The organism is Thermosphaera sp. (assembly GCA_038827615.1).
Lineage (GTDB): Archaea > Thermoproteota > Thermoprotei_A > Sulfolobales > Desulfurococcaceae > Thermosphaera.
On record JAWBNK010000001.1, the window covers coordinates 924,902 to 950,232 of the forward strand.

Annotated in this window: 29 protein-coding genes and 1 tRNA gene; 12 read left to right on the forward strand and 18 right to left on the reverse strand. The window is 44.3% G+C overall.

The genetic code is table 11. The features are described 5' to 3' along the window. Positions 1 to 6: 6 nt before the first annotated feature. From QXH45_05040 to QXH45_05050, 3 genes are all read right to left on the reverse strand, one after another. Positions 7 to 291 (reverse strand): RNA-binding protein, encoded by a 285-nt coding sequence (locus QXH45_05040; GenBank protein ID MEM2078615.1) that lies wholly within the window; start codon positions 289 to 291, stop codon positions 7 to 9. A 154-nt stretch (positions 292 to 445) separates the two neighbouring features. Further along, the gene (locus tag QXH45_05045; GenBank protein MEM2078616.1) at positions 446 to 751 is read right to left on the reverse strand and encodes a signal recognition particle protein Srp19; all 306 of its coding nucleotides are present in this window, start codon (positions 749 to 751) and stop codon (positions 446 to 448) included. Positions 752 to 768: 17 nt separating this feature from the next. Continuing rightward, complete coding sequence (locus QXH45_05050; protein ID MEM2078617.1) at positions 769 to 1,155, reverse strand: 30S ribosomal protein S8e; 387 nt, start codon at positions 1,153 to 1,155, stop codon at positions 769 to 771. Positions 1,156 to 1,280: 125 nt separating this feature from the next. Here QXH45_05050 and uppS point away from each other — a divergent pair, with 125 nt between their 5' ends. Further along, a complete protein-coding gene (uppS, locus tag QXH45_05055; GenBank protein ID MEM2078618.1) occupies positions 1,281 to 2,096 on the forward strand; it encodes a polyprenyl diphosphate synthase in 816 nt (271 codons plus the stop codon). A gap of 16 nt (positions 2,097 to 2,112) precedes the next feature. Here uppS and QXH45_05060 read toward each other — a convergent pair whose 3' ends face one another. The 5 genes from QXH45_05060 to amrS form a co-directional block, all read right to left on the reverse strand. Next, positions 2,113 to 3,009 (reverse strand): ATP-binding protein, encoded by an 897-nt coding sequence (locus QXH45_05060; protein ID MEM2078619.1) that lies wholly within the window; start codon positions 3,007 to 3,009, stop codon positions 2,113 to 2,115. Positions 3,010 to 3,024: 15 nt separating this feature from the next. Continuing rightward, positions 3,025 to 3,723, reverse strand: coding sequence for an acetate--CoA ligase family protein (locus QXH45_05065; GenBank protein MEM2078620.1), 699 nt, complete (start codon positions 3,721 to 3,723; stop codon positions 3,025 to 3,027). A 2-nt stretch (positions 3,724 to 3,725) separates the two neighbouring features. After that, entirely contained in the window at positions 3,726 to 5,108 is a 1,383-nt protein-coding gene (locus tag QXH45_05070) for a CoA-binding protein (GenBank protein ID MEM2078621.1), read from the reverse strand. Positions 5,109 to 5,199: 91 nt separating this feature from the next. Then, entirely contained in the window at positions 5,200 to 5,994 is a 795-nt protein-coding gene (locus QXH45_05075) for an ATP/GTP-binding protein (protein MEM2078622.1), read from the reverse strand. Next, positions 5,988 to 7,070, reverse strand: coding sequence for an AmmeMemoRadiSam system radical SAM enzyme (gene amrS / locus QXH45_05080; GenBank protein MEM2078623.1), 1,083 nt, complete (start codon positions 7,068 to 7,070; stop codon positions 5,988 to 5,990). The genes QXH45_05075 and amrS overlap by 7 nt, the downstream gene beginning before the upstream one ends. A 61-nt stretch (positions 7,071 to 7,131) precedes the next feature. Between amrS and prs the strand changes: the two genes are divergently transcribed. Genes prs through QXH45_05095 form a run of 3 tightly spaced genes read left to right on the forward strand, consistent with a single transcriptional unit; the run spans position 7,132 to position 9,852 of the window. Next, a complete protein-coding gene (prs, locus tag QXH45_05085) occupies positions 7,132 to 8,046 on the forward strand; it encodes a ribose-phosphate diphosphokinase (GenBank protein ID MEM2078624.1) in 915 nt (304 codons plus the stop codon). Continuing rightward, a complete protein-coding gene (locus tag QXH45_05090) occupies positions 8,039 to 9,103 on the forward strand; it encodes an RNA methyltransferase (GenBank protein MEM2078625.1) in 1,065 nt (354 codons plus the stop codon). The genes prs and QXH45_05090 overlap by 8 nt, the downstream gene beginning before the upstream one ends. After that, positions 9,100 to 9,852 carry a ribonuclease Z gene (locus tag QXH45_05095; protein MEM2078626.1) on the forward strand — a complete coding sequence of 251 codons (753 nt, stop codon included), beginning with the start codon at positions 9,100 to 9,102 and terminating at the stop codon, positions 9,850 to 9,852. The genes QXH45_05090 and QXH45_05095 overlap by 4 nt, the downstream gene beginning before the upstream one ends. Positions 9,853 to 9,892: 40 nt before the next feature. Here QXH45_05095 and QXH45_05100 read toward each other — a convergent pair whose 3' ends face one another. Then, positions 9,893 to 10,276: an RNA-binding domain-containing protein gene (locus tag QXH45_05100; GenBank protein MEM2078627.1), complete on the reverse strand. Its 384-nt coding sequence runs from the start codon at positions 10,274 to 10,276 to the stop codon at positions 9,893 to 9,895. Beyond that, positions 10,269 to 10,814 carry an AAA family ATPase gene (locus tag QXH45_05105; protein ID MEM2078628.1) on the reverse strand — a complete coding sequence of 182 codons (546 nt, stop codon included), beginning with the start codon at positions 10,812 to 10,814 and terminating at the stop codon, positions 10,269 to 10,271. Before QXH45_05105 ends, QXH45_05100 begins: the two co-directional genes overlap by 8 nt. A gap of 71 nt (positions 10,815 to 10,885) precedes the next feature. Here QXH45_05105 and thpR point away from each other — a divergent pair, with 71 nt between their 5' ends. Genes thpR through QXH45_05120 form a run of 3 tightly spaced genes read left to right on the forward strand, consistent with a single transcriptional unit; the run spans position 10,886 to position 13,628 of the window. Further along, positions 10,886 to 11,455 (forward strand): RNA 2',3'-cyclic phosphodiesterase, encoded by a 570-nt coding sequence (thpR, locus tag QXH45_05110; GenBank protein MEM2078629.1) that lies wholly within the window; start codon positions 10,886 to 10,888, stop codon positions 11,453 to 11,455. Positions 11,456 to 11,487: 32 nt separating this feature from the next. Continuing rightward, positions 11,488 to 12,891, forward strand: a complete 1,404-nt coding sequence (cca, locus tag QXH45_05115) for a CCA tRNA nucleotidyltransferase (GenBank protein ID MEM2078630.1) — start codon at positions 11,488 to 11,490, stop codon at positions 12,889 to 12,891. After that, the gene (locus QXH45_05120; protein ID MEM2078631.1) at positions 12,834 to 13,628 is read left to right on the forward strand and encodes a serine/threonine protein kinase; all 795 of its coding nucleotides are present in this window, start codon (positions 12,834 to 12,836) and stop codon (positions 13,626 to 13,628) included. The genes cca and QXH45_05120 overlap by 58 nt, the downstream gene beginning before the upstream one ends. On the opposite strand, the gene QXH45_05125 is transcribed toward QXH45_05120, so the two are convergent. After that, on the reverse strand, positions 13,625 to 13,876 hold the full coding sequence (locus QXH45_05125) for a hypothetical protein (protein MEM2078632.1): 252 nt from the start codon (positions 13,874 to 13,876) through the stop codon (positions 13,625 to 13,627). The genes QXH45_05120 and QXH45_05125 overlap by 4 nt on opposite strands. A gap of 244 nt (positions 13,877 to 14,120) precedes the next feature. Here QXH45_05125 and QXH45_05130 point away from each other — a divergent pair. Continuing rightward, positions 14,121 to 14,226, forward strand: a tRNA-Pro gene (locus QXH45_05130). Between the two features lie 9 nt (positions 14,227 to 14,235). Here the strand turns inward: QXH45_05130 and QXH45_05135 are convergent. After that, positions 14,236 to 14,640 (reverse strand): thioesterase family protein, encoded by a 405-nt coding sequence (locus tag QXH45_05135; protein MEM2078633.1) that lies wholly within the window; start codon positions 14,638 to 14,640, stop codon positions 14,236 to 14,238. 120 nt (positions 14,641 to 14,760) lie between these two features. On the opposite strand from QXH45_05135, the gene QXH45_05140 reads away from it, so the two are divergent. Further along, positions 14,761 to 15,012: a hypothetical protein gene (locus QXH45_05140; GenBank protein ID MEM2078634.1), complete on the forward strand. Its 252-nt coding sequence runs from the start codon at positions 14,761 to 14,763 to the stop codon at positions 15,010 to 15,012. 9 nt (positions 15,013 to 15,021) lie between these two features. Here QXH45_05140 and QXH45_05145 read toward each other — a convergent pair whose 3' ends face one another. Beyond that, on the reverse strand, positions 15,022 to 17,127 hold the full coding sequence (locus tag QXH45_05145; GenBank protein ID MEM2078635.1) for a minichromosome maintenance protein MCM: 2,106 nt from the start codon (positions 17,125 to 17,127) through the stop codon (positions 15,022 to 15,024). Next, on the reverse strand, positions 17,102 to 17,704 hold the full coding sequence (locus tag QXH45_05150) for a hypothetical protein (protein ID MEM2078636.1): 603 nt from the start codon (positions 17,702 to 17,704) through the stop codon (positions 17,102 to 17,104). The genes QXH45_05145 and QXH45_05150 overlap by 26 nt, the downstream gene beginning before the upstream one ends. A gap of 58 nt (positions 17,705 to 17,762) precedes the next feature. Here QXH45_05150 and QXH45_05155 point away from each other — a divergent pair, with 58 nt between their 5' ends. Beyond that, positions 17,763 to 18,773: a replication factor C small subunit gene (locus QXH45_05155; GenBank protein ID MEM2078637.1), complete on the forward strand. Its 1,011-nt coding sequence runs from the start codon at positions 17,763 to 17,765 to the stop codon at positions 18,771 to 18,773. Between the two features lie 4 nt (positions 18,774 to 18,777). Beyond that, positions 18,778 to 20,082, forward strand: coding sequence for a replication factor C large subunit (locus QXH45_05160; GenBank protein ID MEM2078638.1), 1,305 nt, complete (start codon positions 18,778 to 18,780; stop codon positions 20,080 to 20,082). Here the strand turns inward: QXH45_05160 and QXH45_05165 are convergent. The 3 genes from QXH45_05165 to QXH45_05175 form a co-directional block, all read right to left on the reverse strand. Then, positions 20,067 to 21,332: an ORC1-type DNA replication protein gene (locus QXH45_05165; GenBank protein ID MEM2078639.1), complete on the reverse strand. Its 1,266-nt coding sequence runs from the start codon at positions 21,330 to 21,332 to the stop codon at positions 20,067 to 20,069. The two genes, QXH45_05160 and QXH45_05165, sit on opposite strands and share 16 nt — an antisense overlap. 3 nt (positions 21,333 to 21,335) lie before the next feature. Continuing rightward, positions 21,336 to 21,839 (reverse strand): hypothetical protein, encoded by a 504-nt coding sequence (locus tag QXH45_05170; GenBank protein ID MEM2078640.1) that lies wholly within the window; start codon positions 21,837 to 21,839, stop codon positions 21,336 to 21,338. Between the two features lie 162 nt (positions 21,840 to 22,001). Continuing rightward, positions 22,002 to 22,874, reverse strand: a complete 873-nt coding sequence (locus QXH45_05175; GenBank protein ID MEM2078641.1) for an EamA family transporter — start codon at positions 22,872 to 22,874, stop codon at positions 22,002 to 22,004. A gap of 419 nt (positions 22,875 to 23,293) precedes the next feature. Here QXH45_05175 and QXH45_05180 point away from each other — a divergent pair, with 419 nt between their 5' ends. Beyond that, entirely contained in the window at positions 23,294 to 24,508 is a 1,215-nt protein-coding gene (locus tag QXH45_05180; GenBank protein MEM2078642.1) for a hypothetical protein, read from the forward strand. Positions 24,509 to 24,522: 14 nt separating this feature from the next. On the opposite strand, the gene QXH45_05185 is transcribed toward QXH45_05180, so the two are convergent. Continuing rightward, positions 24,523 to 25,317, reverse strand: a complete 795-nt coding sequence (locus tag QXH45_05185; GenBank protein MEM2078643.1) for a hypothetical protein — start codon at positions 25,315 to 25,317, stop codon at positions 24,523 to 24,525. Between the last annotated feature and the right edge of the window lie 14 nt (positions 25,318 to 25,331).

Here is a 25,331-nt window from a genome sequence, read left to right on the forward strand (position 1 = left end):
GCTATGTCACCTCCTGGTTCTCCTCCCTGCGCGCCGGGGCTTGCGCTCAACTGGAGGTTGAAAATAGTAGAATGAGCCGGGATGGATTGACGCTACCACCTCCGGATTCTCAAGCTTTACTACTATTCGTGGATCCTCCACCCTGCCGATGATGTCAACGACTCTGCCAACCCTCCTCATGTTTTCATCATACACTGAAAAACCCAGTGTCTTCGAAGCATCTGCGACTTCGCTCACTAAAATCACGTTGCCATCGCGCGTTACTTGGTGAACACGGCCAAGCTTCTTCATTTTAATCACCCAGGACCGGGTAATACTGCTGTAATATATCCTTTGACTCTTATGCTTAAAAGGAGTCTCGCCAATAATACCTTTTTAATACAAAATTACCCGAATACATCAAAATTTAATCATTATCTTAAATTTCACCATAATACTATAGATATTATTTCAACGGTTTTCTTGACCTATTTTCCTTAATCTCCTTTGCAATTCTGATGAGGAGATTATGCTTCTCAGCATTCTTATCTACTAACACTCTGCCCTTAACCCACCATTGCCCAGGGTATGCCTTATCCTTCTCAAGAACCGGGTTTAAACCCAGTTTTAATGCTGCTTGAAAAATCTCTTCGATCGAGGGTGACGGAACACTCAGTGAAGCCGGGATTCTGCGGCCCTGTTTTCTCGTGAGGCTTGAGTCTAAATATGATGGATAAACAACTACTTTTCTTCCCCTATATTCTCGGCTCAAAAAACCACCAATAAGAGCTAACGCTTCAACAATACTCCATTCAATACTCCGTCTTGCCCGGGCCTTGACGTGATTTTAACAAGCCCCAGCTCCGTTTTAACTACTGTGCCTTTTGAAATAATTTGAAACCTAGCGTTCTGCGGGTTTGATGGCGTTTCCACAACGCTCATTATCTTTACTTTGCGGCACGACTTCTCCTCAGGTAGATAGACGTTCACGTATAAGGCCTTCTTCACCCTCACTTTTCTATTTCCACCTCTGGTACGAACGATCTTTATCTCCTCCTTGTCGGCAAGAACGGTTGAAGTAGGCGGGGAACCCAGCTCGTATTTTCTCTTGCCTTTGTGAACACCTTTCACTCCACCAGTTGGCTTTCTCAAGTCGTTGCCTTGGTAAAACGACATGTTTCCAACCCCTTAAGCACTATTAAAGAAAATGAGATGATTATTCATTTTTAAATATTCTCTTCTTGAAGTTATGAACCTTAATATAACTGGTTACATTATTATGGATATGAGATGATGCTGATTTGAAGACGAGCAGAGAGAGAATAGAAGCGCTGACCTTGAAAACTGGCAATAGATTCCTAAGGCCTTTCTACAAGATCTATGAGAAGTGGCTGTGGCTACAGATAAAGAATGGCCCTTTTCCAAACCACGTGGGGATCATACCTGATGGCAATAGGAGGTGGGCTAAGAGAGTTGGGCTAGATCCTTCTGAGGGACACGTTTTCGGATATGAGAAGATTAAAGAGACATTACGATGGATATGGGACCTAGGCATTAAACATGTTACTATCTATGCGATGAGCACCGAGAATTGCAGGCATAGGCCTCCGCAGGAGAGGGAAAAACTCTTTAACCTAGCATTTGAAGGGTTGAAGGAGTTGAAGGACCTCCCAGAGATACACGAGTATAAGGTTAAAGTGAAGATTATAGGGGATTACACCCTAGTACCTGCGGATTTGATAAATGCTATAAGAGAGTTAGAGGAAAAGACGAAAGACTACCATAACTATAGTTTAAACATAGCTCTGTGTTACGGAGGTAGACAGGAGATCTTAGATGCTATAAAAAAGATTTTGATGGATCTTGTAGCTGGGAAAATCACACTAGATGAATTAACAGAGGAGAACTTCAGGAAGTACTTGTACACCAATAATTCCCCCGACCCTGACTTGATAATTAGAACAAGCGGAGAAGAAAGAATAAGCAACTTTCTACTGTGGCAGTCAGCATACAGTGAACTATACTTCTGCGATGTCTACTGGCCAGAATTTAGAAAAATAGATTTTTGGAGAGCAATTAGGAGTTATCAATTTAGGGAAAGAAGATTTGGAAGATAGACTCTAAGTTAACAGGTTATTCTGATATCAGGTCGTCGGGTTCTCCGTAGAGTATCTTCAACTCCTCGATAGTGAGTTTACCGCCCCGCTTGAGCTTCTCCATAATTTCTTGCTTCTTTAAATCGATTATTCGTGTGACTTTACTCTTCTCCAACTCTTTCTGAAGCTGACTGATTTTTTCCCTCAAATCCGCTTGCTTCTTGAAGTATTCGTCTATCAGCGCAGATAGTTTGTTAACTCTCTCCTGCTTCTCGTTAATCAGTGATTTCAGCTCGAGATTTCTTTTGATAATCTCATCTATTTTAGACTTCAACGTGTCTTTTTCTTGCGTCAACTTGTTTATCTCATCTCTTAGAAGCTTCATCTTCTTGGTTAAATCTTCAACTTGAATCCTTATACTAGACAATAGTGCTTTCATCTCGAGCGTGCTATTCCTCTCCCTTCTCAAGGCTTCAGCCTTGTCAAGGAGCTCTTTCAATCTTTTAATCTTGCTTATGATCCTGTTCTCTTCTTCAAGCGTCAGTACCCGAGTCTGAAGCTGCCACTCTAAACGATTGATTTCTTCCCTCAGTATCGCCGTAGGAGTTCTAGCCTCCTTCTCCATTTCACGAATCTGATTGTTCTTTGCCAAAAGCAATTCCTTCAACTCTTTGAGTTCAGCCAGCCTTGACTTCTTCTCGTTGCTAAGCTTTTTGTACTCTTCAATCAGCTCTCGTCTCTTAGAAACTATTGATTTATATTTTTCCCTAATGCTTGGTAAATCGTTCAACAACTTAGCTCTTTCCGACCTAAGATTCTTCAGCTCATCAATGATTTTTGCTCTTTCTTCTTTAGCCCCTTTTATCTGCTCTCTAACTAGGTTCAACTCATTAGTCAATCCTTCGATTTGTAATTTTAACTCAGTGCTCTCCATTTAACTACCCATCCACTATGTTTTCTTCAATATGATCCTGGCGTCGACAGCTATTGCGGAGTCTGGATATGCCATGACTGGGTTTAAATCTATTGATTCTACCTCTTCATTGTCCTCGAGAAGTCTTGAAGTCTTAATGATCATGTCGGCTATTGCATCCTTATTGACAGGGGGTTGACCCCTATAGCCGTCTAATATCTTGTAGGACTTAATCTCCCTTAACATTTCAAGCGCATCTTCCATCTTGACTGGTGATACTCTAAAGGAGACGTCTTTCAATACTTCGACGAATATTCCTCCTAGCCCAAACATTACGACGGGGCCAAATATTCCATCCCTTACTCCCCCGATAATTACTTCAAGCCCCTGGGGAGCCATGTTGTACATTAACACTCCGACCAGCCTTGCATTAGGAGCTCTCGACCTAACGGTTCTGAACATTTCATCCACTGCTTTAGCAACTTCCTCCGGAGTTTTCAAGCCAAGCCTGACTCCTCCCACATCGCTTTTGTGAGAAATGTCTGGAGAGACTATTTTTAAGGCAATGGGGAATCCTATCTTAGGTGCTAACTCTTTTGCTTCCTCACCACTATTAACCACGACTACTTCAGGCGATTTAATACCATAGTACTTGATCACTTGGAAAGCTTCATGCTCTAATAGCTTGGTCCTACCTTCATCTAAGGCTTTTCTAATGATCTCTTTGGGAATCAATTTTAATCACACCTCTTCTTTATCATGCTATAAGTATATAATGCTTTTAGGGCTTTCGCAGCTCTTTCAGGCGACTCGAACACTGGCACTCCTCCAGATTCAAGCTTCTCGGATATCTTCTTGGCCTCCTCGCCGCCAATGGCGAGAGCGATAATTGGCTTGCCATATTTTTTCTTGGACTCTATCAAGTAGTCCGCGATCGCCCCTCTTATTCCGGGGACCTGAGGAAGAGCTACAACAACTACTGCATCCACATCGCTCCTCGGCAAGATTTTCTCAAGAACTTTCATATATCTCTCATCATCAGTATCGCCTGTTAAGTCAATTGGATTTTCAATGATGCAATGAGGGGGGAGAATACTCTTTAGCTCCTCCTTTAATTCAGGCGGCGTCCTAGGCAATTCAAATCCTTGAGTTGCTAAGGCGTCAGTCAACATTACCCCGACGCCCCCAGCGTCTGTTACGATGTATACTTTGTTACCCTTCATCAAGGGTTGGGTCAAGAGGATCTTAGTAATATCCATTATATCGTCGAAGGAGTCTGCCTCTATTAATCCCGCCTGTTTTATTGCCGATTTGTATAAGCTATAGTCGCCAGCCAGAGCTGCCGTGTGGCTCGCCGCGGCCATGCTGCCCCTGCTCGTCTTACCAGCCTTGTATATCACCACTGGCTTGACTTTCACGACCTCGCGAGCTACTCTTATGAATTCTTTACCTCGGTTAGTTTTCAATCCTTCAAGATACATAAGGACGATCTTTGTTTTCTCGTCATCCTTAAAGAACTTTAACAAGTCAACATCATCTACGTCGACTTTGTTACCATAGCTCACTGCCCTCGAAACCCCAATATTGTTGTATGCCATCCAATCGATTAGGGCGGATGCGAAGGCACCGCTTTGACTTATGAATCCGACGTGTCCTCTCGGAGGCCTCTTCATTTTCTCCTCTGGCAGGAAGAAGGTGTCGACCCCGCTCCAATTATCAAATATTCCTATGCAATTGGGTCCAACAATCCTTATACCGTATTTTGAGGCTATCTCCTTAACCTTGTTTTCTAACATCTCGCCTCGAGGAGTATTTGTCTCTCTAAACCCTCCGCTTATAATGATCACTGCCTTGGTCCCTTTCTCTCCCAAATCCTCAAGAACTTCTGGGACTCCGTCAGCGGGAATAACTATGACTGCTAGGTCTGGCGCTTTAGGCAGTTCTGAAACTTTCTTATAGCATTTCAATCCCATGATGCTCTCGTAGTTCGGATTTACAGGGTATATCTCTCCCTTGAATTTTTTCACGAAGTTCTCGAGAATGACTTTTCCAACTTTTCCTGGCTTATCGCTGGCTCCTACTATCGCCACTGACTCCGGATTGAAGAACTTTTCTATCATAATCTCAACCAATAATCCTGTTTGGTATAGATTATCAAGGCGTCAAGAAAATAAATATTAAATGTCTCCATCGATGCACGGAATAGCCACACTATAGTACCGGGTTCGGCTCCTCCGTAAGATAGTCCTCTCCACCGGCAACTATCCTCTGAATACTTGCATACAAGTCGTCGAAACCTTGTCCATTAACATTGGATACTGGTATGGACTCGAAATTGTGTAATTTCTCTGCAACCGCATAGACTTCCTCAGAGGACCACATGAGCAACGTTTCAGCATCACCCACTACTTTACTCGCAAGCTCATCCGGGTCTTCAAGCATGCTAAGCAAGCTCGAGAACTCGCTCTCGGAGAGTAGGTCTGTCTTAGTAAACACGTTGATCTGTGGATACTTTATCCTGAAGAATGTTGAAGCGGACAACAACATCGCCGAAAACAAGTTGCTCGGTTTCAGCGCGTATAGCCCATCAATCAGGAAGAGCGCGGCAGCCTTTGATTCGCCTATAAGTGTTCTCAATACTATGGGTCCTGAATCTCTGAACGCGAATATCTCTAACTGTCCGGGAGTATCAATTATAACGTAATTTGCCCTCAATGAATCAACCTGGTCTTTCAACTCATTGATGCTAAACGCCAACATATCCACGGATGCAATTAAAGCACCATTAGGTCCTAGTCCCTGCTTAACCATAATCTCCCTTGCATCAATCCACTCCCTAACATCCACGTCGGGTTCGTAGGGAAGCTCCTCGACAGCTGGATCCAGGTTAACTATGGAAGCATGTAATTGATGCGAATCTAGGTAGTTCATCAACATACCTGTCAACGTAGTCTTACCGCTTCCCGCAGTACCGAGAACAATAATGTAGTAGGGAATCTTCACCACCAGATTAAAGATTCTCTGAATCTGGAATCGTGAAAGACTCCCTTAAATCTTAGAGTATAATTACACCTTGGACACTTAAAATCCTTTGTTAAACCCCACCTACTGATATAGAAACCCCTCCTCTCCACTACGAGAGAGCCGCATGAAGGGCAAAAAGTGTTCTCTAGCTTGTGACCCCAGACGTTTCCCAAATAAACATGTTTCAAACCCTTCTTGAAGGCTATCTCCGCTAGCTTCTCGAGGGTTTTCACGGGCGTGGGCGGTATATTGTTCAGCATGTATTCAGGGTGAAACCTAAGAAGATGGAAGGGGGTCTCGGGGTCTAAATTAGCTGCGATCCATTCAGCCAACCTAGCTAAATCCTCCTCGGAATCCCCTATCCCGGGAATTATTAAATCAGTGATTTCTATCCACCACCCCTGTTTCTTCATCTCAATCAAGGATTCGTAGATGGGTTCTGATTGAGGTACTCCCATGTACTTCCTGTAAAATTCTACATTCCCTGATGCTTTGAAGTCCACTGTAGCAGCGTCTATCAAACTACCCAAAAGCTTTATCGCCTCAGGAGTCATATACCCGTTGGTCACCATGGTATTGAACAACCCTTTCTTCTTAGCTAATACAGCTACATCAAACATGAATTCAAAAAACACCGTGGGCTCGTTGTATGTGTAACTTATTCCTTCACAACCTCTTGACACGGCCTCCTCGACGACTTCATCCGGCGTGTATAACTCTCCATACACTCGGTCTCTTCGAGACTGGCTCAACAACCAGTTCTGACAAAACTTACAGTAGAAATTGCAACCAACCGTTGATATCGATAAAACACATGAGCCCGGGTGAAAATGCATCAGCGGCTTCTTTTCAATAGGATCCGGGTTGGCCGCCGTCAGCATGCCGTAGACTAGAGTGTAAAGCTTCCCATCATGGTTAAACCTGACTCCACATGCCCCGTAAGCCCCTGGAACTATTAGACATCTCCTGTGACATAGATTGCACTTCACTACTTTATTCGAGACGGGCTCCCATAGAACGGCCTCTCTAACTCCAGGTTGGTCAGGGGCAAACCCCATTACTCTCACTAAAAGGGTTTTTACCAATAATACCCTAATAAGTCAAGCAGGGGATGCGGGAGTGAGCGCCGTTGTAATCCCTGGAAGAAATTACGTTAGCCAAGCCGAGAGAATAGCCCAACGGTTAAACTGTATGCTTATCAAAACTCATTACAAGGAGTTTCCGGATGGAGAACAATACGTAAGGATTGAACCACCTGAGCAGTTGAAGAACAGGAAAGCCTTGATTATTAACACAATGTATCCATGGCAAGACAGGAGTCTCGTCGAGATATTGATGCTGGTAGATGCCGCTATGAGAGCTGGAGCAGAAAGCGTTCATTTAATCATACCTTACATAGCCTACTCTAGGCAGGACAAGATTTTCCTACCAGGAGAGCCGGTTTCTTTTAGTTTAGTGTTGAAAGCATTGAAATCCATGGGGGCTCGTTCACTATTAACGGTTGATGTTCATAACCCTGAGCGGCTCTCCGAGTTCGAGGGGTTTGTAGAAAATATTCTTGTTTCAGACCTGTTGGTCGCGGAGGCAATGGATATTGTCTCAAATCCCGTGGTAATTGCTCCAGACAAGGGAGCCTTGAAAAGGGCAGAGTTTGCTGCCCGGAAATTAGGCTTAAAATTCGACTATCTAATCAAGACTCGTGACAGGGTTACAGGACAGGTTTCATATCAACCACGTGAAGTAGAGATTAAAGGGGAAAACGTGGTTATGGTCGACGACATAATAAGCACGGGGGGAACCATGGCCGAGGCGTCCAGACTATTGTTAGACAAGGGCGCAGCCTCCATAGTGATAGCAGCAACCCATGGATTAATGATTGGAAACGCGCTTGAGAAGATCAAAGCCGCTGGGGTGAAAAAAGTTTTGCTGGCAGATACGCTGGGAATCCGTCTCTCCGACCCTCTCATAGAGTACATCGACATTACCAACAGATTATCGGACGCGATTAAAGAGATGGTTGAAAAAGTTGAGTGACGTCCCAGAAGACTTCATGGAAGAGTGTCGATGGATTAATGAGATATTTAACGAAAGACTTGAAAAGGTCGACGTTTACTTCGTGCTAAACGGCTCCAATGAGGAATTAGCGATAGGAGAGCTGAAAGCCCTTCTTGAAACGTATGATTTCAACAATCAGCTGAAGTGCACAACTATGGTATGCACTACTGAAGTCCCGTTAAGACTTCTCGATGTAATCATGAGAAGGTCTGGTTTTCTGAGAGAGGCTGGGATCTACCTGGGTGAGGATGATCCCCTGAACCCTCGTCTCGAGATACAAGCATTTTTGAACGATGTGAAGGGTTGGATTCACGCATCAGTTATGAAGAAAACAGTCAGCGAGAACGTCGTTGCTCCCTATCTCTCCCTTTTTTCATCGAAGACGCGGTTAGGCTTCAATTATTCCAAGGGTTGCGAGGTCAGGTTATTGTTCTCGGATAACAGAGTAGTGGTAGGGGTTAAAACTCACAAGCATAGGGACTTCTGGACGAGGAGGGGCAGATTCTATAAGCCATTCGATAGAAGCATCGCCCTGAACCCAAGAATCGCCGTGGCAATGGTGAATCTAGCAAGAGTTAGACCAGGGCACGTTTTAATAGATCCATTCGCGGGAACGGGGACCATCCCAATTATTGCTTCATTTTTCGGGATTGCATCAATAGGTATTGATCTAGATTGGAGTCTCGCTCATGGAATGCTGGTTAATCTCAAATACTATGGTTCAAACGCTATCCCGATCCTGGGGGACTCAACAACGCTCGCGCTCGTGGGCGCTGATGCTGTCGTAACAGACCCTCCTTATGGAAGGGGCGCCAGCACGCACGGCGAGAGCATACATTTACTGTATTCTATGTTCATTCACAAGATCCTCGACTGGGTTAAGCCCAAGGCCTATGCTGTCTTTATAGCACCATCTCACCTTGAATACTTCGTTGAAGACAAGTTGAGGGAGGAGGGATTATATCTCGTCAATAAGTATTATGATTACGTACACAGTAGTTTGACCCGGGCAGTATACGTGGTGAGACACGATTGAACATCAGAGTCTTCATGTTAGGTACAGGCGCTGCCATACCTATTAGTAGGGGATTACCTTGCATAGCCGTGAAGGCTGATTCAAATATTTACCTGCTCGATATTGGAGAGGGTTGCCAATCTAGGCTGTTCAAAGCCGGTTTGAGCCCATTGAAGATTAAAGCCGTGTTTATAACACATGTTCACGGCGACCATTACCTGGGGTTATTTGGTCTGATACAAACCATGCATCTTTCCAACAGGAAGGATCCATTGAAGATTATGGCTCCTAAAGAGATTTTCACTTTGATCGAAAAGTATAGGGAGTTGCATTTGCTTAACATAGGTTTTCAATTGAGTTTCATCGATATCACCGAGGGAGTAGAGTATACTGATGACAAGATCACAGTTACTCCATACCCAGTGTCTCACACAATTCCCGCGTACGGTTTTCTACTCAAGGCTGGTAAGACCGTGATAAGCTACTCGGGAGATACGGGACCTGCATCGACAACCATAGAATACTCGAAGAACGCAGACATATTGATACACGAAGCAACTTTTACTTCAGAGATGAGGGAAGAAGCACACGAACAGGGCCACTCGACCTCAGGCGATGCCGCAATGATAGCCTCAAGAGCAGGAGTAAAGCTTCTGGTTTTAACACATATTAGCGCCCGATACTCAGATGATAATGAATTATACGTTGATGCATATAGGTTCTTCAGAAACGTAGTAGTGGCAAAAGATTACATGATCTTACTCTCCTGAACCATGAGAGACGTTGAGACTTGATCAAGTTCTTAAGATATTAATCTGCAAGATACTTCACGACTTCATCAAGGTTATCACCAGTAACCACGATCTTGATCGGGCCCATGGGGGATTCTCTCGAGTCGTCAACGAACGAGACTCTGGAAGCAAAAGCTGCCTGTTTATGAAGAAGAATCGTTAATTGGTTATCATTGATTCTTCTTAGGAGATACGATTTGGCCGCCGGACCAATCTGCTGAACTCTAATGAGCTTTCTCAATGGCTCAAGGGACACAATATCTACTGATATACTCTTCACAAACGTGTTTTCACCATCCCTCACTACAACGAGGTCTCCCCGATAAACGTTTTCCACAGCTTTTTTAACCTTCTCAACCTCCTCAGTAGCCCGGACTTCGGCTTCAACCTCTATTTTAACCATCCTTCTTCACCAATCTCCCAAATATTTCCAGAGAGACTTTCTCCAATTCCTCCACAGTGGATTCATTAACAATCATGAAGTCGGCCAAAGCGATCAAGTTTCCAACCCCGAATCCAAGCTCTACGAGATCCCTTAGTGTGAAATCTTCGTATGAAATAGGATCCCCTGGTCTACGCCTCTCCAGGATCCTTTGGAATCTTGTTCTCGGTGAAGCATGTACTGCTACTATGATTGTCTCGCCAAGCTTCTTGAACTCTTCGAGCTCCTCAAGGCTTCTAACGCCGTCTATTACAACAATATCGAGCGATTTGTCTATTCTTTCTATGGTCTTAAGCGCAATTATTTTAGAACCGTATTCCCTCCTCAAAATGATTGATGTTTCAATCATTGTTTTAGGCGTTATTTCATTAAAACGCTTCAACGCTTCTTCCCTCACGATGTCACCCATGTTGTAGACTTTAATCCCAAGCCGTTTTGCGACATCGATTACCATGGTTTTCCCGGCGCCGGGCATTCCTACGACAAGTATTAGTTTCAACACGTCTCCCTGTGTTCACAGTATATAAGCGTTGAGGGTTATAACTAATTTGAGATCGCGAAGGGTTCCCAATGACGGGGGATTTGATAAGGATCTTCATAGCCATCGAGGTAAGAAATGAGGAAGTATTGAAGAAGTTGGTAGAAGTCAGGGATGCAATAACTTCGACAGGTGCAGACGTGAAACCAGTGGAAGACGAGAACATACACTTGACTCTCCGATTTATAGGAGAAGTGCCCAAGGAAATCGTGGATAAAGTTTGCAACTTATTATCTAACGTAGAGTTTCCGAGGTTTGAGATGCGGGTTAAAGGGCTTGGAGTTTTTCCATCGATCAATAGACCCCGCGTCATATGGGCAGGCGTCTCCGAGGGATCAAGCGAATTAACAAAGTTGTATGAGATCGTCGAGAAGGGCTTACGAGCTTTAAAGATACCTGGGGAGAGAGAGGAATTTACCCCTCACATTACTTTGGCGCGCGTTAAAAGCGGTAGGGGCGTGGATAGACTCGTCAAGGTCATCGAAGCATTTAGAGATTACGACTTCGGGATAACAATCGTTGACAGAGTGGTTTTGAAGAAGAGCACTTTAACGCCTAAAGGACCGATCTACAACGATGTATGTTTCAAAGCATTCAAGTAATCCTTATGATAGTTTTGGGTCGAGGTAATAATATGTCGTGGATAGTAGAGGAAGAGGTCCTCGCTAAAATAAAGCCTAGTAAGGAGGAATATGAGCTCGTTAAAACCATATTCGAGAGAATCTCAAACACTATTGGAGAAGTTAGTGAGGCCAGCGGATTAGCAGTAGAGGTCACCCTCCAGGGCAGCATTGCTCACGACACGTGGTTGTCCGGGGATAGGGATCTAGACGTCTTCGTGCTGTTCCCAACCTCTTTATCGCTGGAAGAGTTGAAAACCAAAGGATTCAACATCTTGCTCGAGGCTGCTAAGAGGCTGGGTGCTTACGAGCTTAGGTTCGCCGAGCATCCTTACGTAAGAGTCTTCATGAATGGTGTCGAAGCCGATCTGGTCCCGGCTTTTAAAGTAAGTGACCCTGGAAAAATAATATCGGCTGTGGATAGAACCCCCTTTCACACCACCTATGTTAATCAAGTCTTATCCCATGCGGAAAAAGACCAGGTTAGACTATTGAAGAAATTCATGAAGACCATAGGAGTCTATGGGGCTGAGCTTAAGACAAAGGGTTTCAGCGGCTACGCTGTGGAACTACTCATTGCGAAATACAAATCGTTTAGAAACGTGCTCGAACAGGCTTCTCAATGGGATATTCCTACTTTCATCAATATTGTGGGAGAAGATTTTACCGAGAATTTGAAGAACAAGTTGAAAAGAAAATATCCGGAGTCAGTCATATTCCTTCCCGACCCCGTCGATCCTCTGAGAAACGTCACCGCTAACGTTAGCATTAGAACTCTGTCTACATTTATTCTTGCATCCAAATGTTTTCTCAAACATCCCGACACATGGTTCTTCGAACCAGACACACCCCAACTACAGCTCAATGAGATAATGAAGCACTCCCTGGAAAGATGTATTATCGTACTAAAATACTCGCTAAGCAATCCGCCGCCTCCAGACGTTCTATGGGGGGAGCTCCAGCGTGTTGAAAACAATATAGTAAACGCCCTGAAGAACCATGATTTCGAGCCTATAGATTCCTCTTCATGGAGTGATGAGAAAACCGTTGCATTTATACTCCTCGAAGCTTCATCATGCGAACTCCCTGCGCACAAGCTCTATGTTGGACCTAGAGCATCCATGAAGGAAAGATCTGATAGTTTTATCGCTAAACACGCCGAGGGGGAATACGGTCCATGGATCGGGAAGGATGGCAGGCTCAGGTCCTTGAGAAAAAGGAAAAGTACTGATATAGTCGCCGTGCTAAAGGAGTTAATGCCGGTTTACAATGTTCCGCCTCATCTGAAGCAAAACACTCCAGAAATAACTAGGCTGTCTCCAGAGATAGCTATGGAGATCGTTGAGAAAAGGGGGGAGGCATGGCTAGCAGAGTTCATTTTGAAGAAACCGTTATGGATGGAGAAGTGCATTGGCTGAATCTCAACGATGACTTTGTGAGGAAAGTGCTCTGTTTCCCACTGAGCGATTGCAACGTAATCGCTGAAAGGTTAAACGGATTGAGAAACGACGGGTTCATCTACCTCTTGGAGACAGGGTGGAGATTCAAGGACATAAGGATCGCGGGAAAAGGGTATGCTGGACTAGTAGTTATCGCTAGACACAAGAAGCATGGTATCGGCGCCCTAAAGATAAGAAGACTTGACAGCAGGAGGGACAGTTTGTTACGTGAAGGATACATGATGAGGAGTGCCCAACCCTCCGGTCTTTCCCCAGCCGTCTACATCGAGAGAGACGACTATATTTTCAGGGAATACCTGTTGCCGAGCGAGTGCATCGCATTCGATAGATTTGTAGAGAACGCGTTGAGAGATAGAAGAACCTCAGCTCTGACGGAGGCCTTAAAATACTTAGTCCGTAGATTGCATACGCTTGATAAGCTTGGAATTGATCATGGAGAGTTGAATAGACCTGGTGATCACATCCTTGTTTGCAAAGACAGATTCGTTCTCATAGATTGGGAGAGCGCGAGGAAAAGCGTAAGACCTAGGAATGTGACGAGCGTTTTCTCACACCTTGTATTCAGGTCTCCCCATAGAAAAACCATCCAGGAAATCTTAAAATGGAGATTGGACGTGGTTATCGACAAGCTGAAACAATACAAGGATACGTATGATATCAGCGTGGTCGAAGATCTACTGTGTGGACTAAATTAATGATGTAGCGATACTTCCCCTGCTCTTCCAGACATAGGGATGGCCTTTCTCTCTTCGATTTTTCTGGCACTCGTGATCCTTATATCTCTCATCGTTGGCATGGCCAGGTCATGCTTGCACCGGGGACATATACCCCCATGTATCCTATAAACCTCTTCGGGCGTCGGCACGCCGTAATAGTCTTGGCCGACCTCGTAAAATATCGATAATATGTAGCCACAGTTTCCACAAATATAGCGTACAGGCATCAGGGGCCACCGTACAGGTAATAATTGAGTAATACCAGTAGTTAAGATGGAGGACTAATAATACTTTAAACAATCATTTTTAAAAAATCATAATAGTTTCACGAGTACTAAATGTGATTTTTAAAATGATTTTGAAAAGTATTATATGCCAAAAGGTTTAAATAGAAACAGAGGTGAGTGAAACTATTGGATACATAGAAACTTAAATGTTTTAAATACTCGTATTATTTCATGTTAAATAAGAGGGGCCGTAGTCTAGCCTGGCTAGGATGCCGGCCTGGGGTGATTACCCCGCTGGCCAGGTAAGCCCGGAGCGCCGGTGATCCCGGGTTCAAATCCCGGCGGCCCCATTGAAAAACTTACATTAGTTTTGAGGAGAGCTCTCTAACTTTTTCAGCAAACCTACTTCTATTGACTATAAATCTTTCATGAACGCCCTCTCCTATTACGACGTCCTTAACCATTGCTACCACGTTGAAAACTATTTTTCTCCCTTCAACGCTTTTAATCGTGGTTTTTACTTTTACTATGGAATTAACTGGGGCTGGGTTAAGGTGTTTAATGTTGACCAGGGTTCCAACGCTGGTGTACTCTTCCGGCAAGAATTTTTGGAGACACCTGAGAGATGCAGACTCCATGAAGCCTATCATACTCGGAGTCGATAGTACGAGGACGTCGCCGCTACCGATGTGCCTTGCAGTGTGGGTTTCGAGTACTTTAAATTCTTCCTCGCAGGATGTTTCAACCGGGATTTGAAAACTCATGATAATCTCCATGAAAAAATACAATATACACTGTATTTAAAAAGTTATGTGAAATAATAATTTAAAACCTTAAAAACTGATTAAGGTGTTAAATGTAATGACTGCTTTCAGGTGGTTGTGATGAGCAGTGAGCAGGAATATGTCGTCAAGATTGGTGAGAAGGAAATAGTTGTTGACGAAAAGGTGTTGGAAGTCTTAAGGGAATACATCAAGACTCCAATGGGGCTGGAGGAGCTGGCGGAGAAGCTGGGTCTGGAGGGTTGGGAGGAGGCATATGAGTTTCTCAAGGCGATTCCGGCATGGATACTCTGGACTCCGCCCTCAATGTGGAAGTATAGGAAAGAATGGATTGCTCGCAAAGAGCATGCTTGACCAATACTCCTATTTGACTCTTGCTATTGTTTTGCCTGGCCTGGGCTCGTAGTACTCGCCGCTTGCGATGAGCTTTCTAAGCTGCTCGAGCACTAGCTCGCGCTCGAAGCCCTTCTCGACGGCCCTCTTAACCAGCTCCGCCCTCTCGATCTCCCCAGTCTCGTCCAGGAGCTGGTCCATGAAGCTCTTCAGCGCTTTAATTTTTTCTCTCCTAGCCGCTGAGGTACCTGTTTCAAGGATGTCTATATCGATCATTTTAGACTCAATATCGTATCCAACCTTAACCAAAGTCGTCAACACTAATCTTATAGCTTCTTGAGCGTCTTCCTCGGTTGCTTTTTGCTTCAAAGCCATTTTAGCGTTTGCCTCAGTGAGCCTTATAAGCGCCTCTAACTGCCTCGGAGTTATGGCGATCGCGGATGGTTTGCCGGGTTCAGTTGATACTGAAGCAAGCCTCATGCTCACGTAGAAGTCTTCTAATAGCTTCTTAGCCTCCGGAGTTAGCTGGGGTCGTATATATCTTCTAGCATAGCTTACGTATTTCTTCAGCAACTGGGGATCTATATGGGGCCTCGCCCGCTCGGTGTCGCTGTGGACTTCGAGAATATGCTTAGCCAGCATTCTGTCCCTATCCTTATTTGGTATGTCTTGGATAACGAATATTAAGTCAAATCTTGACAATATGGTCGGCGGCAGATCAATATTCTTGCTTATGGGTTGAGTGAGATCGTACCTTCCAAACTTCGGGTTTCCAGCTGCTAATACTGATGCGCGAGCATTCAGTCTTGCTACAATTCCTGCTTTAGCTATGCTCACTGACTGTTGCTCCAATGCTTCGTGAATAGCACTCCTGTCCTCCTCCCTCATTTTATCGATCTCGTCAATACAGGCGACTCCCCCATCAGCTATCACTAGTGCACCGGCCTCAAGGTAGTACTCACCCGTCGTTTTATCCCTGAGCACAGTTGCTGTCAAACCTGCCGCGGTTGAGCCCTTACCGCTCGTGTAAAGCCCCCTGGGAGCTATCCTCGACGTGTACTGGAGTAGTTGAGACTTAGCCGTACCCGGGTCTCCCACGAGAAGGACGTGGACATCGCCCCTTATCCTTGTTCCATCTTGAAGTATCTTGGGGACTCCTCCAAACAACAAGAGAGCTATTGCCTCCTTCACATCCCAGTGCCCATAAATCCCAGGGGCTATACTAGCAATTATTTTCTCCCGAATCCAGGGATCCCTGGCTAACTCCTTGATCTTTTCTTCATCCTCCCTAGTGATCTCAATCTCCTCGAGAATCTTCTGCTGGACATCCACGTGGTTTGCCTCGATATAGAAGGAGAACAAAGGCTTAAGACCGGATGGCTTCGTCACGGATGTGAACGGTGCTACCCTTAATACTCCAGTGATAATAACCCTGTCTCCCGGGCGGGCTACGTCTATTAAATCCCCTGTCAAAATGACTTCGACACTGCGGGGCATCTGACCAGGGGGTATCTCCTCGGGTTTCTCCTGAACTACTATTTTCTGCCAATCGACAAACTTGCTCTTCTCCGGGACCAACTCGAACCTCGCTACCCTGCCACAAATTGGGCATGAAAGCGGCCTCTCGAGCCTCTCCCCCATTTCACCCTGTTCTGGATAAACGAACTGATGCAATTCTCCAGTCTCATTTTCCACGTGCCTGTAGAATGCTTTAACGATCCTTGCCTCAACTTTAGAGACTCTTGTGACTATCCCCTCTAGGGCAACTAGCTTGCCGATATAATCACTATTCAATTCTCTAATCCTGAAGATTCTAGGCGGGTTCCTAAACCTGGGATAGAATTTCTCCACGCCAGATGCGTATTCTGGGTAAGCTTTCCTCATTATCTCCATTATGGCTTGACTAGCGGTCTCCAATCCCTTGTCCGGATTATCGGTTATAAATCTCGCGAGTTCTCTATTGAAAAGAACGAGATCATCGAAATCGATGACTAGGCTCTTCTGATTCATGTAAACCATTTGCCTTATTCTATCTTGATACTTCGCAACACCATCTCTCGTCTGAAACTTCTCGAGAAATTTGCGAAACTCTAAAAGAGCGTCTAAACCCTTATCCTTTGAGACCTGGGCCTCCATGACCACCCCTCACTGATAAGTTCTTCCTGTGAATATCGAAAACGGTCTTTAAGTGAGAGTAGAGAACCTTCTCCTCCTCGCTCAACTTCTCACTGATCTCTTGCGGAATATCGATCAAGTGTAGAAAATTAACGATCTTCCTCACCCTCTCCCTGGTTAGAGAATCGTAGAACTCCATGAACGTCTTAAGCTCATCCGCATATATCCTCCAGTCTGGCGCCGTCTTTACCTTGTTCTCCAGCTCCGTTATCCTCCTCTTCAACCTGGTATAGAAATATCCGTTAAGCTTGGATAGCTGCAGCTTACCGGCGTATGATTCTTCGAGATAAACTAGTTGGGACAGTTTCTCCAGGGTGACATCCAAGTCCTTTACCTTGCAAACTCCTTGCTCTTGCAACTTGTACGCGAGCCATCGGGGAAGAGCGTACTCCGAGCCTTTCATCAACTCAATATAACTCTCCTCAAGGAAGATTTTCAATCCACCAGAGACTACTTCAACTTTAACGCTCTCTTCCTGGAAATCTCTCTCCATAAACCTTAACACTACCTCTTCAACAAGCTCGAGTAAACCCGTCAAAGTACCAACCCTTAGTATGGAAAATCTCTTTATTTACCAATCCTCCTATTAATAGAGAATAGAATTTAAAGCGTCGGTCGGGTGGAGTGTTTTGAGCGAGGCCGAGCTACTATGGACTGAGAAGTATAGGCCGAGAACTCTGGACGACGTTGTCAACCAGAGCGAGATTGTCTTGAGATTGAAAAAATTTGTCTCAGAAAAGAACATGCCGCACCTCTTGTTCTCAGGACCGCCGGGAACTGGTAAGACTACGATGGCTCACTGTCTAGCACATGATCTCTACGGAGAGAACTACCGACAGTACATGCTTGAACTAAACGCCTCAGATGAAAGGGGTATAGATGTGATCAGGAGTAAGGTCAAGGAGTTCGCAAGGACGCGTGTAGTGGGCGAGGTACCATTCAAGATAATACTCCTCGACGAAGCGGACAACATGACTGCTGATGCTCAGCAGGCTTTGAGGAGGCTGATGGAGCTTTACACTGTTTCAACTAGGTTTATACTGATAGCTAATTATCCAAGCAAGATTATCGAGCCTATTCAGAGCAGGACGGCGGTGTTCAGGTTTACTCCATTGAAGAAGGAAGACGTTGTGGAGAGGCTGAGATACATCTGCAATAATGAGAAAGTCGTGTGTCGCGATGACGCCTTGACAACTATCTACGAGCTCTCTGAGGGAGATATGAGGAGGGCGATAAACATTCTGCAAGCATCAGCAGCCTTGGGAGAAGCGACAGTAGAGAACGTCTACAAAGTAGTTGGTCTAGCTCATCCCAGGGAAGTTCGTGAAATGATTCAGCTAGCTTTATCCGGTAATTTCAACGAGGCGAGAAGCAAGCTTCGAACCCTAATGATAACATACGGATTAAGCGGGGTGGACGTCGTCAAGCAGATACACAAGGAGTTGTTCAGCTCGGAAGTAAAAATTCCTGACGAGCTGAAAATCGTTATATCCGACCTGGTAGGTGAAATACAGTTCAGGCTCGTCGAAGGAGCCGACGATGAAATACAGTTGAATACTCTACTAGCTAGACTCGCACTAATAGGCAAGAAGTTTAAGCCAGGGTGAATTCTTGAGCGCGAAAGTACCATGGATTATAAAATACAGGCCCAAGACGATCGAGGAGGTCGTAGATCAAGAGGAAGCAAAGGAGCAATTGTTGAATTGGCTCGAAAACTGGGGGAAGCCCAGTTCTAAATTCAAAGCAGCCCTTCTACACGGGCCTGCAGGATGCGGAAAAACAAGCCTCGTTGAAGCAGTGGCTAGGAGTAAAGGCTACCAGCTATTCGAAATGAATGCAAGCGATTTCAGGCGCAAAAGCGACATAGAAAAAATCGCTAAAGTAGCGGCCCAAACCTCCGGGTTGTCCAGTAAGATGAAGATAATATTGCTCGACGAGGTAGATGGCGTGAACGCTAAGGCTGATGAAGGAGGGATCGAGGCAATACTGGAGTTGATAAATATCACGAAAAACCCGGTTATACTGACTGCTAACAACCCGTATTCAGCGAATTTGCGCCCTCTCCTCCAGCATGCGCTCGTTATTCAATTCAAGAGGCTCACGGAAACCAACGTCATCCATGCGTTGAGAAGGATATGCCAAGAGGAAAAGATAGAATGTAACGATGAAGGCTTGAAGGAAATAGCTAGGAGGAGTGAGGGGGATTTGAGGAGTGCTATTAATGATTTACAAGCAGTTGCTGAGGCTCATGGAAGGGTGACCCTGGAGCTTGTCAAATCCCTAACAACGTATAGGGATAGGCAGTACGCCCCTTACGAGGCGCTCCAACAGCTTTTCAACGCGAAATACCTCTTTCAAGCAAAGGACGCTCTAACCTCTACAGATCTCGACTATGACGAGCTCTTCCTATGGTTGAATGAGCATATTCCGACCTATTATGAAGACCCGGAGGAAATGTACCGCGCTTACGAGGCATTGAGCAGGGCAGACGTATATTATGGGAGAATCAGGAAGAGCGGGCAGTGGGATCTCCTCTCATACATGTTCGACATGATGGGTCCGGGAGTCGCTTTCGCTAGAAAATCCTACAAATATCGATGGAAGCCCTTTAAAGCTCCTGCTAGGAAAAAAATGCTCAGCGAAACTAAACGCTCTCGCGAGGTCCGGGAAGCGTTAGCTGAGCATTTGGCCTCGAGACTTTTAACTAGCAAGGCAACCGTTAAGAACGATGTCCTTCCATTCTTGCGGATAATATTCAACTACAATCCCAAATACGCTGCGAGAATAGCAAAAGGGTATAATCTCAGCGAAGAACATATCAACTGGCTTGCCGGAGGCAAGGCTTCAGAGATAATTGGCTACGTGAAAAAAGCAAGCAAGCAGAGGGAAAAGGCTAAGGGCTATAAGCCCATCTGAATCTTCTTTCTAATCAGGTCATCAATATATTTTTCGAGAACATCCAGGGGTCCGTACGGAAGGGATACTATAGTAGTTCTGCCCCTCTGCCCCTTCCCGCTGGAGCGGGCTTGGATCACACCTGCTTTCCCAAGATTCATCACATACTCGTAGAGTTGCGTGTGTTTTCTCGGGATCTCCCCGTAGAGCTCACATATCATTCTATACTCCTCCTCCACCTCACCCATTTTCAACTCCATTCTACCGGTTTTCCTGTGGAGCCTGACAATGCTCAAGAGGACTAGGAGTTCGTGAATGGGGCTGTGCCTTATCGCATCGCTTACGTTAAGTATCTCCCTAGAGGTGCTCATTATCGCCTTCCTAACGTCGTCCAGTGTTATCCTATAGCGTCCATCAATCTCCGCTATACTGCCAGCGGCGTGAAGTATTTCAAGCGCGTGCCTAGCGTTCCCGCTACCTCCCTTATCCCATCCCTCGAATTCAGCAATAAACCTTAGTATTTCATCATCGTAGCTTCCCTCGTAGAGAGATGATTCAGCCCTATACTTCAATATATCGTAGAGCTGGGCTGAATTGTAAGGTTGCAACTTTATCAAGTGCCTGAGTAAATATCCCTCCGTAGTGGGATCCACGAAACTCAGTCTTACCGAATCGAGTGCAATGAATATGAAGTTCAACCTCCTAAAGACTTCTTCGGCGTCATAAGTTCTCACAATGAAATATACGGCCTCCGGCCCAGACATGCTTGCGAAATAATGGAATTCATCAAGAGTTATGATGGCGTATTCATCCCTCTCATCCAATTGACTAAGAACCAGATCATACATCTCCTTGACGGAGAGCCCCCTGGGAGGGATCGGGATATCTAGCTGCCTCCCTATATCTGATACCACGTTGTAAAGGGTCCTGTTTCTGTGACAATTAACGTGAGCATACCTTATCCTGAACCCCCTCTCCCTTGCAAGCCTCGTGAAATCCCTGCCGAAAACCCTTGCTAAAGCCGTTTTCCCCGTTCCAACGCCTCCGGTCACCAAAACCCTCTGTGATATTGAACCCGGAGTAGTGACTAAGTGTTTGAAAAAACTCGTCAACTCCTTTAGCTCCTTCTCCCTGTGGGGCAAATGGTCGGGTATGTATTCAGGCGAAAGGCTTTCACGGCTTTTGAACACACTTGGTCTTTCAAGTTCATCCTCAATAATCTTCCAAGTGTTCTTGTCTTCCACGAGAACCACGCCGAAACTTTCACTCATCCATTATTTCTCAAGGCGTTTAAAAACGGGTTGGCAGAAGCCGAGTCCACTATACACGGTGTCTCCAAAGCCTTCGATGAACAAACAGATTCTTGACTCAGGAGAATGCTTTACGTTTTTCGCCCTTAGGATCTCCCTCACCTTTTTCCACAATGCCTCGCTCCGACCTCTAACCCCTCTCAATCTAAGCCGTAGCTTCACTTCCCCTATATCGCCTAATACTTTTTCGATACACTTAATTAATTCTTCAAACTCCTCTTGAAGCTTGAACACGCATGAAATCGGTATGATATTCTCGACGAAACCGTATTCGCGAAAAACAACCGCTCGGTAGGCTTTCTCCGGGCTCAGAACTCTACTGTAAACAAGCAAAGTATCAGGGTAATTAGTTTTCACCACGGTTACTTGGGGATCCTTCTTGAAAAGAGCGTTACCTACCTCCTCTTCGCACCAAGCCTCACTCCCTTGTTTGCAGGTAACAATTAACACTGGTTTCCCTTCATTCAATGCTAACCCCAGAGATTAGACATTTCCAAATATGGTTATGAAGCCATATGTGCATACTGCTAACTCGGCTTTTCTCCAGCGCTTCAACCAACTGAGCGGGAAAAACAGGTGAGCCGGACACTCCATAATCGATCCCGAGACCGCCTCCCGTAGTGAACCAGATTAACCCCGGGTTTCCAAGGCAGATGCTACGACTCCGCTCAGAATCAACAAGCCCCCGATGATCTTCATGAGAGTGAACTCCTCGGAGTATATGATTCTTGAGAGGACAGATGCCGTCAATGGTTCGATGGTGGATGCTATCACAGCCCAGCTCGTTTTAATCCTCTTTAACCCAAGCATGTAGAGATAATACGCCAATATTGTGACGAAAAATGCCAAGTAGAGAGAGATGATGAAAACGCGTGCTTCAATGAGCCTTGAAACGTTGCAACCACCACTATTTTGGAGGCAGAGCAATGCGATAAAAGGCAATGCCCAAGCCGACCCTCCTATACCCGTCTCAAAGGGTTCTACACCCTCATTCATCAATTTTTTACTGAAAACTATGTAGAGGGCGAAGAAAAGCGAAGAAGACACTCCCAAGAGAAATCCGAGCGGCTCGCTAACGAATCCCTCGGAGCACACCAGTATTGCGCCCGTCACTGATAAAACAAGAAAGATCAAGTTTACCTTGGACAAACCCTCCTTGAGAACCGCCCAGGATAGAAAAGACGCAATGACAGGGTGGATGTAAAGTAAGATGGCGGCTGTTGAGACCCCGATACGCATGACTGCGTAGTAGTATGAGATGTGGAATGGCCCAAGCAGGAAGAAACCTATGGAAGCAACCTTAAACATCTTTTCAGGCTTGAAACCCCGGGAAAACAGTATAGCAAAGTAGAACGGAAGGGTCAACACTAACCTGTAAAAAAGTAGAAGTTCCGGTGAAACCCCTAGCTGAAACCCTAATCTAGCAGCAACTCCAGTAGTACCCCATAGAAACCCCGCCATCATTATGAATATCGCATTGATATCCGCTAAGTTCTTCCTCAACATTGACACCGCGTGATGTAATTTCTGAAATTAAAGTATAAATAAAGTATACATACTCCCTAGTGGGTTGATTAGGCTTACGTATGGATTATAATACAATTCATATTTTGTGAGTTGCATTGTAGCCTCTCTACATCGTAAACCATCTCGAATCTGTATTTATGTGAATTTTGTAGGAAGGTTCATAACGTGCGGTAATTTCACTGCTTTCCCTCTAGTGACGTTTTCCAAAATGGCCATTTGTAAAGCCCATCAATTTAAAACTTATATTAATCGAACTTCGTTCATATACTCAGAAATGGAAAGAGAGCTGAAATGTCTTGCAGAAAACTAGTCTAACCGTAATTACTCAGAATTTCAACTCAGGAAGCTACTTGCAACTCCCTATGTTGAGCTTGTATAGTTCTTTTGAGGCACTAGTGACGCTCAAAAGTTTGGTTAACGGACGAATCATTCTCATAGATAATGCTTCATCAGACAACTCATATGATAGGTTGTGTCGACTAGGAACGGAATTATCACATGAAAAAAACATTGACTTTGAATGTATCAAGCTGGAAAAAGATCTCGGTAATAGCTTCGCAATCTCATATGGGTTTATTCTAGAGAGGAAGAGAGGAACCAAATACATTATTAATATGGACAACGATTTTATCATTCTTAATCCTTACGTTTTAGAAGAGATGATCAAGCTTGCTCAATTATTTGAACGAGTTGGTGTAAAGTATCACGCAGTTTCATCTTTTCATATTGTGGCAAGTAGAGATCGTTTTCTAAGATCTTTTAATTCTATGGACAAAACAAACTGTGAAGCAATTTTCAAACATTTGAGTAATAACATTTTAGATTACAAAGTGTTGGGACTCAATATTACTTATGTAGACATGCTTAATCGACCTATCCGTATTTTTCCAGTTATCGACCAAGAAGAATTCTATAGTATCGTCAAGGAAGTGGTTTCTTTGCCAAGGTTTTTCATCTCGGCGTTTGTTCCAGCCACTTTCACGCTCTATAGTACTCATTCAGCACCGCCTCCACCGTTTTTCTATATACTGGGAGATGATATCTCATCCGGACTTGAACACTCTAAAAGGGGATACATCAGTGCGGTTTTACCAATTGTTGGAGGAATACATTTTGTTGAATCCTCACAGAAGTCTAACAAAGTACGATTTTATTTCGGGTTCAGAAATTATTTATTAGCAAACCCTTCTGCAAAATCTAAAAGAATTCTATTGAAAAACATAAGCACCGCTTATAGTTTGATTTATTCAACACTTGATATTGTTAACTTAAAGAAACCGTTGAAGCAAAGGTTTTCACCATTACATAGAACACTGTCAAAAACTTTTCATGATGACAAACAAGGGTTTAAGGAGAGTAGATATGCAATACTAGGAACTTTACACGCAATTCTTAGAGAAAGAGCTTTTAGAAGAAAAATTGACGAATGGATGGGTAAATACATTCCAGACACGGGTAATGACTTGCTAAGGTATCTAAGACTAAACTTCACTAGCTGGAGTAATGGGAGTTTTTCCCTAGAAAAACTTATTAAATATATGGTCTTACCGGATAAGTTCATTAGTAGGGAGGCTAATTCAAAAATACTTAAAAATAGGCTTAGACGATAGGTCTTGAAATTCTTCTAATGAGAAAATAGAATTGATTTAAATGAATGATATAAATGTGTCAATCTCATTTTACCATAATCATAATTGAACTCATATTTCCTCAAGCCATGAGAGAGAGCGTAGAGATATCCGGCAACGTTGAATAGGAATGCCTTGAGTTCTTTGTACTGATAAGGTTTCATCGCTTTCATTAGGCGTAGGTATATCCTAGTAATGGGTAGGATGAGTAGCAAGAAAAAAGGCATCCCCCATTTATAGTATTCAATACCATAAATGAACTCTCGATCCTTTAATGTGAGAATTTTAGGCATATTGATTTTTCCTACCCCATCGTAAGTAATAGGCCATATTCCTTTTGAAATAGCCATGGCGAGTATGTAACCATCATCGCAATAATTGATGGGATATTTTTTCTTGAGGAATTTTTTGAAGAAAGACGTAGATATCAGCATAGCAGGTCCCATACCCGCCACCAGAGGTTTTCTACTCACCAGGTTCTTCACGTAATCCTGGGGAAGAATCACGTCACCGTCTACCTTAAAGATGTAGTCATAATCGTCTACTTCAATATCGGTTATCAGTAGAGCCGCGTTGAATGAATATGCGACTTTCACAGGAACAGGCCACGAGGATCGCGTTGGAATCACTATGTTCTGAACTTGAAAGTTGTATTCCCCTAATGGAATCGGAGATGCAGAGACGACGAAAACATCTTGATAAACGCTCTCTTGTTTCATTACACTCTTAAGGCTTTGAGGATTAAATGTGGATTCATCCTTCGTGAAATATAAAGTAAGTATCTTAATCAAAATCTATCACCCGA

Excerpts from the sequence above, each read along its gene's own strand:
- QXH45_05120 (MEM2078631.1), top strand. The coding sequence starts at position 12,834 with ATGGCTAGCAGAGTTCATTTTGAAGAAACCGTTATGGATGGAGAAGTG.
- QXH45_05050 (MEM2078617.1), bottom strand. The coding sequence starts at position 1,155 with ATGTCGTTTTACCAAGGCAACGACTTGAGAAAGCCAACTGGTGGAGTG.
- QXH45_05060 (MEM2078619.1), bottom strand. The coding sequence starts at position 3,009 with ATGGAGAGCACTGAGTTAAAATTACAAATCGAAGGATTGACTAATGAG.
- cca (MEM2078630.1), top strand. The coding sequence starts at position 11,488 with ATGTCGTGGATAGTAGAGGAAGAGGTCCTCGCTAAAATAAAGCCTAGT.
- QXH45_05145 (MEM2078635.1), bottom strand. The coding sequence starts at position 17,127 with ATGGAGGCCCAGGTCTCAAAGGATAAGGGTTTAGACGCTCTTTTAGAG.
- QXH45_05165 (MEM2078639.1), bottom strand. The coding sequence starts at position 21,332 with ATGAGTGAAAGTTTCGGCGTGGTTCTCGTGGAAGACAAGAACACTTGG.
- QXH45_05040 (MEM2078615.1), bottom strand. The coding sequence starts at position 291 with ATGAAGAAGCTTGGCCGTGTTCACCAAGTAACGCGCGATGGCAACGTG.
- QXH45_05070 (MEM2078621.1), bottom strand. The coding sequence starts at position 5,108 with ATGATAGAAAAGTTCTTCAATCCGGAGTCAGTGGCGATAGTAGGAGCC.
- QXH45_05100 (MEM2078627.1), bottom strand. The coding sequence starts at position 10,276 with ATGGTTAAAATAGAGGTTGAAGCCGAAGTCCGGGCTACTGAGGAGGTT.
- QXH45_05125 (MEM2078632.1), bottom strand. The coding sequence starts at position 13,876 with ATGCCTGTACGCTATATTTGTGGAAACTGTGGCTACATATTATCGATA.
- QXH45_05140 (MEM2078634.1), top strand. The coding sequence starts at position 14,761 with ATGAGCAGTGAGCAGGAATATGTCGTCAAGATTGGTGAGAAGGAAATA.
- amrS (MEM2078623.1), bottom strand. The coding sequence starts at position 7,070 with ATGGGGTTTGCCCCTGACCAACCTGGAGTTAGAGAGGCCGTTCTATGG.
- QXH45_05135 (MEM2078633.1), bottom strand. The coding sequence starts at position 14,640 with ATGAGTTTTCAAATCCCGGTTGAAACATCCTGCGAGGAAGAATTTAAA.
- thpR (MEM2078629.1), top strand. The coding sequence starts at position 10,886 with ATGACGGGGGATTTGATAAGGATCTTCATAGCCATCGAGGTAAGAAAT.